This window comes from Lactobacillus sp. RTP31084st1_F9_RTP31084_210423 (assembly GCF_040919545.1).
Taxonomy (GTDB): domain Bacteria; phylum Bacillota; class Bacilli; order Lactobacillales; family Lactobacillaceae; genus Lactobacillus; species Lactobacillus paragasseri.
The window spans coordinates 1,020,111-1,034,955 of the sequence record NZ_JBCOVH010000001.1 but is presented as its reverse complement, the minus strand read 5'-3'; the positions used below and the strand labels follow the sequence as shown (position 1 = coordinate 1,034,955).

Genomic DNA, 14,845 nt, shown 5'->3' with positions numbered 1-14,845 from the left:
AAAGCAGATCAACTGATCTGCTTTTTTACATACTTAATTAATTTCCAAAAGGAATTTTGTAAAGAAAAATTCCGATGATTGCACCCAGAGTAGGAGCAATAACAGGAATCCAGCCATAACTCCAGTGTGCGCCACCTTTTTTGTTAGGGATTGGCAATAATGAGTAAACAAGTCTTGGACCAAAGTCACGTGCTGGATTAAGAGCAGGACCAGTTGGACCACCAAGTGCCATAACTAAAGCGGTAATTAAGAATCCTACACCGATGTTAGCAATATCGACAGCTTGCTTGAAGAACATCCCTTTGTAAAGACCAATTGCAACGAACATTAAAACTGCAGTACCAACAACTTCAGAGATAAAACCATTCCACTTGTTATTAGTACAATCGCTAGTAGCAAAACAAGAAAATACAATGTCAGGATCAGTAGATTCTTTAAAGTGTGGCCAATATACTGCTAAAACAAGAAGTTGACCACAAATTGCACCTAGTAATTGGCAAATTATATAAGGAGCGACTTGTGACCATGGAAAGTTACCAGCAGCTGCTTGAGCAACAGTAACGGCCGGATTAATATGGTTACCAGAAATTGAACCAAATAGCATGGCAGGAAGCATAACACCAAAGCCAAAACTGAAGGCAACCAAAATCCAACCACCATTAGCTTTACCGTCAGGTGCATTACCAGTTGTTCCTTTTAAGAAAGAGTTGGCAACTGAACCATTACCAAATAATACTAAAATTAAAGTACCGAAAAATTCGGCAAAATACTTGAGCATCCAACTATGTTCCATAGATACTTTTTCCTCTCTTGAAAAAATAAGTGAAAAATAAACACAGCTACTGATTATACCTAAAGTTCTAGAAAAATCCTAGATATTTTTTTAAGATTCTTGCATTTTTGAGCAAAAAGTTTGCATAATATAAAGATAAATGTTTTAGCTCTAATTACTTGATGTAATAAGGGCTCTTTTTATTGTTGAGGAAGTGCTTTAATGAACAAGAAACAGATCAGGATGGTAACAGTGGCCTTGATGCTGGGAAACGTAATGGCCGGGCTAGATGGAACGATCACTAATACTGCAATTCCAGCAATTGTATCGGCGTTACACGGAATTCAATTTATGGGCTGGATTGTAGCAATCTATCTTTTAGGAATGTCTGTTTCAATACCAATTTGGACCAAAATTGGTGAAAAAATCACTAATAAATTAGCTTTTGAAATTGCATTAGGGCTGTTTGTTTTAGGGTCAACTTTAGAAGGATTAGCACCAAACATCTACTTTTTCTTAGTGGCAAGAATGATCATGGGCATTGGTGGCGGTGGTATGGGATCACTACCTTATATTATCGCTGGCTATGTTTTTCCAAATATTAAAAAGAGAACGCAAATTTTAGGTTACTTGACTGCAAGTTTTAATGGTGCAGCAATTTTGGGACCTTTAGTGGGTGGATGGCTAATTGATGCCCTATCTTGGCACTGGGTTTTCTATATTAATATTCCAATCGGATTAGTTGCTTTACTAATCGCCCTAGTTTACTACAAACCGGTGACACCAAAATCTGCACCAGTCTTTGACTTAAGAGGAGCATTTTTATTAGTTAGTGGTTTGATTATGTTTCTGATGGGGATTCAACTCTTAGGTCTAACTGCAACTTGGATTGTAGTCGGATTAATATTATTGAGCTTAGTTCTTTTAATTTTCTTCTTCTTACACGAAGCAAAGGCTGAAAATCCAATTATTCCATTATCAATCTTTAGAAACAGAGATTTAAATGGTGATCTAATTCTATTTGCAACTACCTGGGGTGCCTTTATTGCCGTTAACACTTATTTACCAATGTGGGCACAGGCGCTTTTAGGGATGTCGGCGTTAATGGGTGGAATGACTTTAATTCCTAATTCAGTTGTTGAAATTATTGCTTCGCAAACTGTTGCTACAATTCAAGAAAAAATTAGAACTTTTACCTTAGTAATGATTGGAATTGTCACAATGATGATCTCTTCTGGTGGACTATTTTTAGCAAATAATCATACACCGCTATGGGTATTAATTGTAGTCGGTGCTTTTTCTGGAATTGGAGTTGGTTTTATCTTCGTAGCACTCCAAGTAAAAGTTCAAATTGACGCTGGAATGAAAGATATGGCGACTGCCACTTCGACATCTTACTTAATTAGAATCTTAGCGCAAACAGTAATGGCAGCAGTATATGGTGTGATTATGAATTTGGCTTTAGCTAGCGGAATTAATTCACATAGCAATATTACGATGAAGATGATGAATGAATTAAGTGACGCTAAATCTGCTAAATTATTGCCACAGCAGCTTTTGCCAGAGATGCGTGAAATTTTTCATAGTGGTATCCACGAAATAATGGCAGTTTCTTTTATTCTATTGTTGATTGCTACTGTTTTTAATTTCTATTTCAACTTCAAACAGCCAAATAAAAAAATTAAAAATTATTCAAAATAGTTCTTGTTTTTAAGTAAGTGAGCAAGTATATTTTAGATAGATTATTAGCCTTGATTATTGCGAAATAATTGGGGCTTTTTATTTTTTAGAAAAGTAGGTGTAGACATGACAAAAAAGCAAGTAACGATGGTGACGTTTGCCATGGTTTTAGCAAATGTAATGGCAGGATTAGATAGTACGATTATTAATACCGCGATTCCCGCCATTATTGCGGACTTACATGGAATCCAATTTATGGGCTGGATTATTGCAATTATGCTCTTAGGGATGTCAGTTTCAACCCCAATTTGGACCAAAGTCGGTGAAAAAATTGGTAATAAAGCCACCTTTGAATTGTCGTTGCTCTTTTTTGTTTTAGGCTCTCTATTTCAAGGATTGGCTGATAATATGTATTTCTTCCTTTTGGCACGTGCTTTAATGGGGATTGGTGCTGGAGGTATGGGGTCGCTGCCTTATATTATGGCTGGCTTTATTTTTGATAATATTAAAGCAAGAACGAAGATTCTAGGATATTTAGGTGCTGCTTTTAGCGTAGCAGCGATTGTAGGACCATTAGTAGGTGGTTATTTAGTAGATTCTCTTTCCTGGCACTGGGTCTTTTATATTAATATTCCAATTGGTCTTTTAGCAATTTTATTATCGTTAATGTATTATCACGAAGGCAAGATCAGAAAAACGCCTAAGTTTGATATACTGGGTTCTTTTTTAATCATTGTTGGATTAACTTTGCTTTTATTAGGGATTCAGTTGCTTGGTCTAACTAAGCCATGGAGTGTAGCAAGTTTAATTATTGCTGGTTTAGTGTTATTAGTTTTATTCTTTATGCATGAAGGAAGGCACCCCAATCCTGTAGTACCGATTAGTATGTTTAAAAATCGAGCTTTAGTCGGTGATTTTTTACTCTTCATTTTTAGCTGGGGTGCATTTTTAGCAATTAATACATATTTACCGATGTGGGCGCAAGGTTTGCTTGGCACAACTGCGTTAATTGGTGGAATGACCTTAATTCCGAATTCCTTAGTTGATGTGGTAGGAACTTTAGTGGTTAATCCCTTAAAGGCGCGTTTTAATAATCGAACACTACTTTCGATGGGATTAATTTGTATTTTGATTTCGTCCTTAGGACTAGCACTGGCACCGCAAAGTACTAATATTTGGTGGTTGGCAATTATTGGAACTTTTTCTGGTTTTGGGGTGGGGTTTATTTTTGTATTGCTTCAAATTAAAGTTCAAGTTGATGCTAGTGAGAAAAACATGGCGCCGGCAACATCACTTTCATATTTAATTCGAATTCTGGCTCAAACTGTCATGGCTGCTGTTTATGGTGTGATTATGAATGTACAATTGGCCAAGGGAGTTGCTGAAAATTCAGGTATAACGATGGGGATGCTTAATAAGTTAAGCGATGCTTCATCTGCTAAAAGCTTGCCACAGAATTTATTACCGACAATGAGAAATATTTTTCATTTAGGATTGCAAGAAATTATGTGGTGCGCCACTGCTTTGCTTGTAATTGCAATTGGGTTAAATTTTATTTTTAATAAAAATAGTAAATAAGAAAAAAGCTGGTAGACGAATCCTAAAGTTGGAATTGTCTATCAGCTTTTTTTGTAGTATTAAATCGCTGTAGTCTAAACACTACTTAGTGCTGGCACTAATAAATTAAAGAAATATTGACATTTTAATAAAAAAATAATATTATTGTGGTAATTTCTAAATGGTTATCTCCAACTAACAGATATGTATATTTATCAGTTCCCTTAGAAAAAGCGGACGCTATTAAAAATAATTATAGGATCTAGATGATTAAAATGAGTTTTCAAAAATTAATTAAAACTAATTTACTCTTATTCATTGTAATAATTGTTTTAGAGTTTTTGTTTGCAGCAGGATCTGCAACAAGTTCGTATATTATACAATTCGCTTATAATCAACTAGTTAAAAATATTCTTCTAGGTTTTTTGCTAATTATTGCCAGTAGTGTCTTTCTTTCATTCGTTTCTTATATTTTGAGTTCGTTAGCTACATATCTTTTTAGTAAGCAAACGCAAAAATATATTCACAGTATTAGGCATAAATTAATAAGCAAATACTATCATGACAAGGCGCCTAAAGTAGCTGAAATGGAAAATGAATTAAATAGCAATTTACAAGTGCTGACTAAAAATTATGCCGATCAGTCTTTGAGTATTATCCAATCAGGTTTTTTATTGGTTACGTCAATTAGCAGCCTTCTTCTAATGAATTGGATGCTGACATTGTTAGCAATAATTCTATCAGTTATTACGCTTTATATTCCTCGCTTTACAAGACAGAAAGCTTCTAATGCAACGCAAAAAGTAGTTAATAGAAATAGTAAATACTTGTTAGCTATTGAAGAATGGTTTAATGGTCTAGAAGAATTAAGAAAGTATACTGCTTTTAATAAATTAGACTTAGTCATGCAAAAAGTTAGTCAGAATCTAGAAACAAGTTTCGTAAAAAGAAAAAAGGTAATTTCTGTTGCTGATTTCCTTAAGGGATGTGCTAATTCCTTTTCTCAAATTGCGATTACTCTGTTAGCCGCAATTTTGTTTTTTAATCATCAAGTAACTTTTGAAGTAATAATAGCAGCAGGGAACTTCTCCTCTATGATTTTAAATTGTTTATTGACAATTACTACATCACTAACACGAATTCAGTCAGTTCAAGGTCTTAACAAACAAATTATTGAATCCCAGAAGTTAGCCTCTTCTCATAAAGAAACTAATACTGATGAAATATACTCAATTAGTACGCATAATTTAAGCATTTCGTTTAAAAATGGAGAAACGATCTATTTTCCAGATATTCATATTGAAAGAGGAGAAAAAGTGTTGCTTAGTGGTGACAGTGGTACTGGTAAGTCTACGCTATTTAAGTTAATTCTTAATAAATTACAACCAACTAATGGACAAGTTATTTTTGAAGATAAATATGGTAAAGAAGTTAGTCCTGATTATGCTGAGATAGGATATATTCCTCAAGATGGGAAGCTTTTTCCTACTTCTATTATCAACAATATTATTATGTTCTATAATAAATTGAAAAAACTGGTTAAAAAAGCAGTTGAAAATAATGATTTAAGTAAAGATATAGCTAGTATGCCAAATGGACTTGAAACGGAAATTGATTTAGATACGAATAATTTTTCTGGAGGTCAAAAACAGAAAATTATTTTAGCTCGTAATGAGATACATAATTTTTCTATTATTTTAGCTGATGAGGCAACCAGTGCGATAGATTCAAAAAGTAGCTATCGAATTCTAAAAAACTTAGTATCATCGAATAAAACAGTTATTGTAGTAGCTCATAATTTAACTCCAGCCATTGAAAAACTATTTAGTAGAAAGATTAGCCTTGTAAATAATAAGAGGTGACTATAAGTGTCTTTTAAAGATCTGTATGCTGTTAATAGAATAAGAATGATATCGCTATTAATTCTAGAATTCCTAACTTCTGGTTTAATAATTGGGGTCAGCTATATTAATACATATCAAATAACAGCCATTAAGAACCGAAAATGGCAACAATTTATTTTCTTGATTACTCTATCTTTGATTTTGTTCATTATAAGCTATGCTGGCCTTAATGTTTGTCAGTATTGGATTGAAAAACAAATTCAGCAATACAATCATCAAATAAGATTTAAAATAGTAAATCATTATTTTTATGATAATAAAACGCATAGTACTGCCCAAGTTCAGAATCGATTAACTAACGACCTGAACTTAATAAAAGATTCAAAGCTTGCAGTATATACGGATATTCCATACTATTTAGCGCAAATTATCTTTGCATCAATTGGCTTGCTGCTGTTTCATTGGAGCCTATTAATTGTTGTTTTGATATTAGGAACGCTTAGTTTTTACTTGCCTAAACTTCTTCGTCCCGCCATGCAAGCAGCTGCTCTAAAGTTATCTCAAGCAAATAAGCAATATTTGGATACAGCTGAAAAATGGTTAGATGGTCTATCAGAGCTCAAAAAGTTTTCAGTAGGTTCACAGCTGTCTAGGATTATGGATAATGCTTCCGATACATTAGAAAACGCAAACATAGCGAGAACAGGTACTATGCAAGAGTTAGCCGTATTAAATAAGGCTACTTCCGCCTTGTTACAATTTGCTTTATTAGCCGTTACGGCTATATTAGTTACAAACCATATCGTTATATTTGGTGTAATAGTAACTGTTGAAAGCTTTAGCTCTTATATCAATGTATCAGTTAAGATGCTTGCAACTGAATTAGGACAGATTCACTCAGTAGACCGTTTAAGCAGTGAAGTTAATGCGGACACGGCTGTAGTTGAGCATACGGGCGACTTACAATCTCCAGCTAGTTTAATTACAAAAAATGTGTCAGTAAAATTTCCTAACGGTAAAATAATAAAATTTCCTGATTTAAATATAAAAACTGGTGAGAAAATTCTGTTGACTGGTGACTCAGGATCCGGAAAAACTACTTTATTTAAAGTACTTGTTGGTAAGATTAAACTTCATACCGGTATGATCAATTTTAAAAATAAATATGGTGATGATATTAACGTCGATAAGACTAAGATAGGATATATCCCACAAGATCCGGTTTTATTTCCTGATAGTATCGAAAATAATATTACGATGTTTAATTCAAAATTGAAAAATAAAGTGCTAGATTATGTTAAAGACGTTTCTTTTGAATCTGATATTAGAAAAATGCCGCTAGGCCTAAAGACAGAATTAAATTTGCAAAAATTAAATATTTCTGGAGGTCAGCGACAAAAAATTGTGTTAGCTAGAGCTTGCATTCATGATGACGATTTTATTTTGATTGATGAGGGTACTAGCGCTATAGATAAAAAAGCAACGCTTGATATCTTAAAGAAGTTATTAGATGGCCCATACACTGTGATCTTTATAGCTCATAATTTTAATGAAGAAATGAACAGTCTCTTTGATAGAGAAATACACTTAACTTAGATGCGTTTTTTGTATTATTAATTATTTGCTTTTTCTATTTTTCCAACTGCAATTGGAAGAGTAACATGTGACCATATTTTACTACATTTATATTGAAAGGAACCATTGTTGTGCCTGACACTAGCTCAGTTTCTGGTAAATCAACAAATCCATCTCCATTTAAGTCATTGTCCATTGTTGCTTTACCATCAGGGAAACCATGGAAGTGTTACTAGTGTTCGATATTTGCTGGAGTGTCGAACATTTCAATCATAATATGTAACGTATCTTGTTCCTCATCTTCAGTAAAAGTAGCAGTTCCGTGAGGAGAGCAGGCTATTTTTTCGGCATTAAGTGGTCCAATTTTAGCAATATATTTCTTTGTTTCAATTTCCTTTCTAAAAACTTAAACTTTCAACTGTATTATAGAAAACAAAATTGAGGGGAAGAAAATATTATGCTTATAAATTAGTAATAGATAATGATAACGGAGAATTTAGCTATTGATGACGATATGATTCTCAATATATGATAAGAGCTCATTAATTGGCTTTTGATAATCATGACCAACCCACCAAACCAAGAGCATGTAAATCCCACCTGACTGATAGCTAATTGCATAGGGAGGAAGTTTTAAATTAGGTTGAGAGTAATTAATTAATTCTTTCAAAAATTTGGTTTGCTGGTTAAGTAATTCTCCTTCTAAACCAGCATTAAGGAATAATTTCATTAGATCCGGATGATCCTTAAAAAATTTAAAATAGACTGCTAATTGATCCTTGAAGTCGGTTAGATGGCGATTTACTTCTTTTACCAAAGGCTGTTAAAGAAATCTTGAATTTAGTAATGACACCAGAAAAGGATTTGCAAGATAAGAAAATTAATGAAGTCTTTGACGATGAATTTTTTAAGTCAAACTTCTGGTTATATTGGCAAACAATGTTTGCATTTATGCCTTGGGCAAGTGCAATGGAAATGCGTCGTTACTTAATGCGGTTTGTTCAGCATGTAGCAACTTTGAAGAATCTGTCTTCACTTCGCTTTACTAAGTACAATCAATACGAAGATTTAATTATGCCTTTGATTAGTTACTTAAAGAAGCATGGAGTAAAATTCCACTATGACACAATTGTAGATAATATTATTGTTAATCGGACTGAGGATGAAAAAGTAGCTACTGAAATTAAGATGACTGAGAAGGGGGAGCAAAAAGTTATTAAGTTAACCCCTAACGACTTGGTCTTCGTAACTAATGGTTCAATTACTGAAAGTACAACTTATGGGGCCAACACGCACCCAGCTGAACAAAAACATGAGCTTGGACCAAGTTGGCAATTGTGGAAGAACTTAGCAGCGCAAGATGAAGACTTCGGTCATCCAGAAAAGTTCTGCGAAAATATTCCAGCTGCTAACTGGGTAATTTCAGCTACAGTTACTTTCACTAATGATGATATTGTGCCTTACATTGAAAAGGTTAATAAAAAGGATCCACATTCTGGTTCCATTGTAACTAGTGGTCCAACTACGCTTAAGGATTCTAACTGGTTACTTGGATATTCAATTAGTCGTCAACCACAATTCCATAAGCAAAAGCCAAATGAACTGATTGTTTGGTTATATGGCTTGTATTCAAATACTAAGGGTAACTATGTCAAAAAGACTATGCCTGAATGTGATGGTATTGAACTTTGCGAAGAATGGCTTTATCACATGGGTGTTCCTGAATCAGAAATTAAGAAGATGGCAATTGATGTAACTACAATTCCAAATCATATGCCATATATTACGTCTTACTTCATGCCACGTGCATTGGGAGATCGTCCAAAGGTAGTGCCAAAGAATTCCAAGAATTTAGCCTTCATTGGTAATTTTGCTGAAACTGAGAGAGACACTGTCTTTACTACTGAATATTCAGTACGTACTGCTATGGAAGCTGTCTACACTTTGCTTAACGTAGATCGCGGTGTTCCTGAAGTATTTGCATCTGCCTTTGATGTGAGAATGTTAATGAACGCAATGTATTACTTAAATGACAGAAAGAAGTTAACTGAACTAAATTTGCCTTTACCTGAAAAATTGATGGTTAAAGAAGGTTTGAAGAAAGTTAAGGGAACTTACGTTGAAGAATTACTTAAGAAGTATAAGTTGATATAGATAAAAATTTAATTATTTGACTAATAGGGATGAGTGGAATAGCTTGTCCCTATTTTGTATAGTATTAGAAATTTGCTTTTTATTGAAAAGTATTTTTTAATTAGAGAAGTAAATTATATTATTAGAAAAGAGAAGGATTTTTATTTTAGACGAACAACCCGCCCGATGGGGCTCTAAGAATTATCGTAAAGTTAAAGATTTATATTATAGTGCTTTTCCAGAATGGGAAAGATTTTCATGGATGTCAATGGTATTAATGAGTTTGCGCAAGAAGCTACAACTTAATGCCGTCTATGATGGAGAAGTATTTTGCGGGATGGTTTGTTATTACATTAGTGATAATACTGTTTATCTGGCTTACTTAGCTGTTGAATCCGAATTACGTGGTAATGGATATGGAAGCAAAATTTTACATATGCTTGAAGAAAAATATCCAGATCAGCAAATTGTGTTAGATATTGAACCGCTTGATCCTGATGCGGAGAATTATCATCAACGTGTAAGTCGTCTGCGCTTTTATCAAAAGAATGGGTGGCGTAGAACTCACCAGATGTTAGTTGACGCAGATGGTGAATTTGAAGCTTTAGTTGATCAAAATCATTTTGATAAAAAGGATTTTGCTAAGACCTTGAAACAAATGAGTTTAGGCTTTTATCGCTTTAGAATTGAAAAATAATATTTGCAGTCACTTAACTATTGAGTGACTGTTTTTTATGAAAGTATATTTAAAATATAAAGTTGAAGAATTTGGCGATATGTATTAGAAACTAAAAAGGCTTGAAACAGAGAGGGAATTGTTTCAAGCCTTTTTACTAGAGAATATTATTTTTAATGTAGGTGAGAACACCTTGTTCATTGTTTGATGTTGTTGTATGATTCGCGACCTTTAAAAGTATTGGAGCTGCATTTGACATAGCTACGCCATCGCCAACTTCTTTGACCATTTCTAAGTCATTTCCACCGTCACCGAAAGCAGTCATTTCAGTAAGAGAAATACCAAGTACTTTACCTAATTCTGCTAAGCCATGTGCCTTATGAATTCCTGGTAAGATAAGATCGATATCGCCGTGCCCACTACTTGTTACATTACAGTAATTGCCAAGGTTCTTTTTTAGAAAATGAATATAATAATCTGTCTTTTCATCAGGACAGGAAATAGAAAATTTCAGAACTTTGTCGTCAATTTCACTAAAGTCGTGTATTTTCTTTAAACGATAGTAATACTTAGTAGAGATTTCGTAATAAGCGTCCGTAAATTGAACTGGAAAATAGGCACACTCTACTCCTGATACTAAAAATTGTAATTCAGCTTGCTTTAAAAGAAAATCTTCAATCTTTTTAACGTTTTCTTCAGAGAAAGCATGCAGGGCTAGAATCTTTTCTTTGGTTCTAACTAAGGCACCATTTTCTGCAACATAAACTACAGCAGGAAATTTCTTAAAGAAAGTAGTAATTTGATAATATTGATTACCACTAGCAACTGTGAATATAATGTTTCTTTTTTCTAATTCCTGGTAGATTTTAGCAAATTTTTCTTCATCATAGCTTTTATCGTCTCTTAAGAAAGTACCGTCCATATCTACGGCGATTAATTTTGTCATTTTGCAGTCTCCTTTTAATAATTTATTAAAAAACAAACTTATCTAAAGCCTTTGCGATGCCGTCATCATCGTTTGATGCAGTGATAAAGTTTGCGTGATCTTTAGCTTCTTGACTTCCATTACCCATAGCCACAGCAGTTCCTACGATATCAAACATAGAAATGTCATTTCTTTCATCCCCAAAAGCAATCATTTCGTTAGTGCTAATGCCAATCTTTTCACCTAATTCTTTCAAACCGTTTCCTTTGTTTACGTTTGGATGTAGACATTCTAAGAAATGGTCATCTGCACGAACAATATATAAATCTTGATCAAACTTTGTTCTTAATATTGGTTCAACTTGATCAAGAAGGTCTTTATTGCCGACAAAACATCCTTTAGAAATCTGGAAGTCATTAGGCATTTCATCAGGAGTTCTAATGAACATTGGAGCAGTATTTTCCCAGGCTTGTAATAATTCAAAGTAGTCTACATCACGATCGGCAGTAATAATTCTTGAGTCTGGATCAACAATATTAAAAGGAACTTTTTGTTCTTTAGCAAATTTAGTTAGTTTGCGGTAAAGATCGTTATTGACTAGATCTTGTGTCATTATTTTACCGTCTGCGTTTCTCGTAATTGCACCGTTTAAGGTGACGGCGTATTGATCACTGCCTTCAATTCCAAGTTCTTTCATGAAATGCGCAAGACCTGCGATTGGTCGACCAGAGCAAAGGACAACCTTGACTCCCTGATCTAAAGCTTTTCTTATTGCTGCTTTAGTAGAGGGAAGAATTTTATTTTTAGAGTTTAAAAGTGTACCGTCTGTATCTAAGGCGATTAATTTAATCATTTTTATTTCCTCCTCGTATTTTTTACACTATTAAGATACCATTTATAAATAGAAACTAAGTGTCATTTCTGTAACTAAGAAGTAATTATTTTGAAAGGGATTACAATGGTTGAGCATGAGGAAGTTCAAAATAATCAAAGACTGCCATTTTATTTTTATCATGATAATCAGGTAAATGAGCCAGAGCATTGGCATCAGGGAATTGAGCTTAACTATTTAATTAAAGGAAAAGATTTGCGTTTTGCACTTGAGGGTAAAACTTACCATTTCAATAGTGGCGATATCTGGCTAGTTAACCGCCGGCAAATTCATAGTGCTTCAGGTGAAAATGAAGACTGGAAGTATGAAGGTTTTATTATTGATGATGACTTTTTATTGAGCCAGTATCCAACGAGTATCAATTGGAATCTTGATTTATTAGGTAAAAATAGTACTAATAATCAAACTGCTTATAAGGAGTTAAAAAAAGAAGTTGTTGAACTTGGTGAATTGTGTCAAAAAAGCTTGACTGACGCTCGACGTTTTATGATTTTAAGTCATTTAATGAAAATTATTGTCTTACTTGATCAGAATTTTAATAAGAAAGAGCCAGTTACTAGAAGTCCTAATCTTCCCTTGGGGGATGAAATAATTAAATATATTAATGATCATTTTCAAGAAGATATTCAGGTTAGTGATATTACAAATAAATTTAATATTTCGCATGTAACTCTGAATCGGCAACTTAAGCAGAGCAATAATATGAGCATGGGTAAATACTTAAAGTTGGTTCGCTTAATGCACGCAAGAGAATTGCTACTGAGCACAAATAAGCCAATTGAATTGGTGGCGTTTGAGAGTGGATTTTCGAATGCACGGGTGTTGAATAGAAATTTTAAAGAATGGAAACATAAGACGCCAACGGAATATCGAAATGAGTTTAGTAAGTATTTTATTAAATAAATTATTAATATTTTTTAGCAATAAAAATACAATAAGATACACACAAATATTTAGTAATTTGTCAAAACAAGATAAAAAATTTGTTTTGGCAATGGCACAAAGCTCAAACGAACGGGTAACTATTAAAGAGATACGAGAAAAACTAGATCGACCGAGTAACTTTATTGCTAATTATCGAAGACGTTTATTAGACGATGAAATTATTAAAGCTACAAATTATGGAGAGGTTGCATTTACTTTGCCATTTTTTTAAGGAGTATATATTGCAGCAATATAGATTTGAACAAGAAATGGACTACTAAAAAAGCTAGAATCCGTATTACACGGGTTCTAGCTCTTTTCATATATTCAACTAATTAAAGTATTTTTGCTCTTTTTCTTTCTTTTCAGCTTCTAATGCTTTTTCACTGGCTGCCTTCTTAGGTAAGATCCAGTTCATTAACATACCGAAGATTGTACATAAAGCGACTGAAGTTAATTGAAAATTACCAAGTTGGAGGTAGGCACCACCAATACCGATAACTAAAATAACTGAGGCAATTAACATATTACGTTTTTCACCAAAATCAATCTTGTCGTCAACTAAGATCTTAAGACCGTTAGATGCAATAGTTCCGAATAATAAGAAAGAAATACCACCAATAACTGGCATTGGAATTGATTCGATAACTGCAGCGACTTTACCAACAAAGCTAAAGATAATTGCAAATACAGCAGCTCCAGCTAATACCCAAACTGAGTGAACCTTAGTCATTGCCAAAACACCAATATTTTCACCATAAGAAGTGGTAGGTGGACCACCAATAAAACCAGCAATAATTGTTGAAAGACCATCACCCATCATAGTTCTGTGAAGACCAGGATTCTTGAAAAAGTTTCTCTTAGTTAGAGAGTTAAGAACCATAATGTGTCCCATGTGTTCAGTCATAGTAACAAAGGCAATTGGAGCCATAGTTAAGATCGCAGCTGGATACCACTTAAAGTGGTAGCTGATTCCAGGTAGGTCTAAAGCAGGCATGGAGAACCAAGCAGCTTTTGCTACACCAGAGAAGTCAACAATTCCTAAGACGCAAGATAAGGCATAACCACAGACAATTCCAAGCATAATGGAAACTAGACTAGTAAAGCCTTTAAAGCACATTTGGAAAATTAGTGTCATAACTAATGTGAAGATTGCAACTCCAAAGTAGGTTAAGTTGTATTTAGTGCCTTTCATCATGGCGTCGTTAGCAGCTGTAGTTGCTAGAGATAAACCAATTACGATAATAATTGGACCAACTACAATAGGTGGCAAAACTTTATTAACCCAATCAGAACCAACTTTTGCAATGACTAAAGCTACAATTACATATACAAGACCAGCAGCAATCTTGTCTCATTAAGGCTTGCATAGTAGCAACAAAGGCAAAACTTGAACCTAAGTATGCTGGAATCTTGAAGTGGGTAAGAAGCATGTGGACTAATGTACCTACACCAGATGAAAGCAAGGCAATACTTGGATTGATTCCGACTAAAATTGGAACTAAAACGGTTGAACCGAACATGGCAAACAAGTGCTGCATTGAAAGCAAAATTCCTTGTCCAAGTTCAGGCTTTTCATAAACGTCTAAGATCGCATCATCATTATGAAATGTGTCTTTAGGCATCTTTTTCATTTTTTCCTCCTTGAAAACGATATTTGGATGACCTAAAGAAAAAACGGCTATCTAAAGAATTACCTCTAAGATAGTCGTTTCTGTTTAAAACTATGCAAAAAATAGTTTACGCGCAGACTTCCTTGATAGCCTCACAGGACTAAATTAAAGGTCATCACTTATATTTCTTTTTTTATTTAACTAAGTTATAGGAAAAAAGTCAAGTGTGAAATTTGAGCTGTTCTAACTTGTGA

11 protein-coding genes and 3 pseudogenes are annotated in these 14,845 nt (G+C 33.9%); 8 read left to right on the top strand and 6 right to left on the bottom strand.

What is annotated here, in order from left to right; all coding sequences use genetic code 11:
- Positions 1-37: 37 nt before the first annotated feature.
- Positions 38-793 (bottom strand): MIP/aquaporin family protein, encoded by a 756-nt coding sequence (locus AB5359_RS05200; RefSeq protein WP_048685559.1) that lies wholly within the window; start codon positions 791-793, stop codon positions 38-40.
- Between the two features lie 201 nt (positions 794-994).
- On the opposite strand from AB5359_RS05200, the gene AB5359_RS05195 reads away from it, so the two are divergent.
- The 4 genes from AB5359_RS05195 to AB5359_RS05180 all read left to right on the top strand — a co-directional run bounded on the left by AB5359_RS05195 (position 995) and on the right by AB5359_RS05180 (position 7,449).
- A complete protein-coding gene (locus AB5359_RS05195) occupies positions 995-2,473 on the top strand; it encodes an MFS transporter (RefSeq protein WP_048685562.1) in 1,479 nt (492 codons plus the stop codon).
- Between the two features lie 105 nt (positions 2,474-2,578).
- The gene (locus AB5359_RS05190; RefSeq protein WP_048685566.1) at positions 2,579-4,030 is read left to right on the top strand and encodes an MFS transporter; all 1,452 of its coding nucleotides are present in this window, start codon (positions 2,579-2,581) and stop codon (positions 4,028-4,030) included.
- 254 nt (positions 4,031-4,284) lie between these two features.
- Positions 4,285-5,871: an ATP-binding cassette domain-containing protein gene (locus AB5359_RS05185; RefSeq protein ID WP_368280080.1), complete on the top strand. Its 1,587-nt coding sequence runs from the start codon at positions 4,285-4,287 to the stop codon at positions 5,869-5,871.
- Between the two features lie 6 nt (positions 5,872-5,877).
- Positions 5,878-7,449: an ABC transporter ATP-binding protein gene (locus AB5359_RS05180; RefSeq protein WP_126327860.1), complete on the top strand. Its 1,572-nt coding sequence runs from the start codon at positions 5,878-5,880 to the stop codon at positions 7,447-7,449.
- A gap of 91 nt (positions 7,450-7,540) precedes the next feature.
- On the opposite strand, the pseudogene AB5359_RS05175 reads toward AB5359_RS05180, so the two are convergent.
- Positions 7,541-7,819, bottom strand: a pseudogene (locus AB5359_RS05175) (hypothetical protein); the annotation flags it as partial.
- A gap of 105 nt (positions 7,820-7,924) precedes the next feature.
- Positions 7,925-8,245 carry a transcriptional regulator gene (locus AB5359_RS05170; RefSeq protein ID WP_077410177.1) on the bottom strand — a complete coding sequence of 107 codons (321 nt, stop codon included), beginning with the start codon at positions 8,243-8,245 and terminating at the stop codon, positions 7,925-7,927.
- On the opposite strand from AB5359_RS05170, the pseudogene AB5359_RS05165 reads away from it, so the two are divergent.
- Both AB5359_RS05165 and AB5359_RS05160 read left to right on the top strand, forming a co-directional pair.
- A pseudogene (locus AB5359_RS05165) lies at positions 8,221-9,582 on the top strand (oleate hydratase); the annotation flags it as partial. The gene AB5359_RS05170 and the pseudogene AB5359_RS05165 overlap by 25 nt on opposite strands.
- Before the next feature lie 142 nt (positions 9,583-9,724).
- Positions 9,725-10,258: a GNAT family N-acetyltransferase gene (locus AB5359_RS05160; protein ID WP_324249699.1), complete on the top strand. Its 534-nt coding sequence runs from the start codon at positions 9,725-9,727 to the stop codon at positions 10,256-10,258.
- A 136-nt stretch (positions 10,259-10,394) separates the two neighbouring features.
- Here AB5359_RS05160 and AB5359_RS05155 read toward each other — a convergent pair whose 3' ends face one another.
- Positions 10,395-11,183: a Cof-type HAD-IIB family hydrolase gene (locus AB5359_RS05155; protein ID WP_020806873.1), complete on the bottom strand. Its 789-nt coding sequence runs from the start codon at positions 11,181-11,183 to the stop codon at positions 10,395-10,397.
- Positions 11,184-11,208: 25 nt separating this feature from the next.
- Positions 11,209-12,015, bottom strand: coding sequence for a Cof-type HAD-IIB family hydrolase (locus tag AB5359_RS05150; protein ID WP_048686113.1), 807 nt, complete (start codon positions 12,013-12,015; stop codon positions 11,209-11,211).
- Positions 12,016-12,120: 105 nt separating this feature from the next.
- Here AB5359_RS05150 and AB5359_RS05145 point away from each other — a divergent pair, with 105 nt between their 5' ends.
- Both AB5359_RS05145 and AB5359_RS05140 read left to right on the top strand, forming a co-directional pair.
- Positions 12,121-12,957 carry an AraC family transcriptional regulator gene (locus AB5359_RS05145; RefSeq protein WP_048686112.1) on the top strand — a complete coding sequence of 279 codons (837 nt, stop codon included), beginning with the start codon at positions 12,121-12,123 and terminating at the stop codon, positions 12,955-12,957.
- A gap of 58 nt (positions 12,958-13,015) precedes the next feature.
- Positions 13,016-13,210, top strand: a complete 195-nt coding sequence (locus AB5359_RS05140; RefSeq protein WP_223890194.1) for a hypothetical protein — start codon at positions 13,016-13,018, stop codon at positions 13,208-13,210.
- A gap of 99 nt (positions 13,211-13,309) precedes the next feature.
- Here the strand turns inward: AB5359_RS05140 and AB5359_RS05135 are convergent.
- Positions 13,310-14,612 (bottom strand): annotated as a pseudogene (locus tag AB5359_RS05135) (solute carrier family 23 protein).
- Positions 14,613-14,845 lie beyond the last annotated feature (233 nt).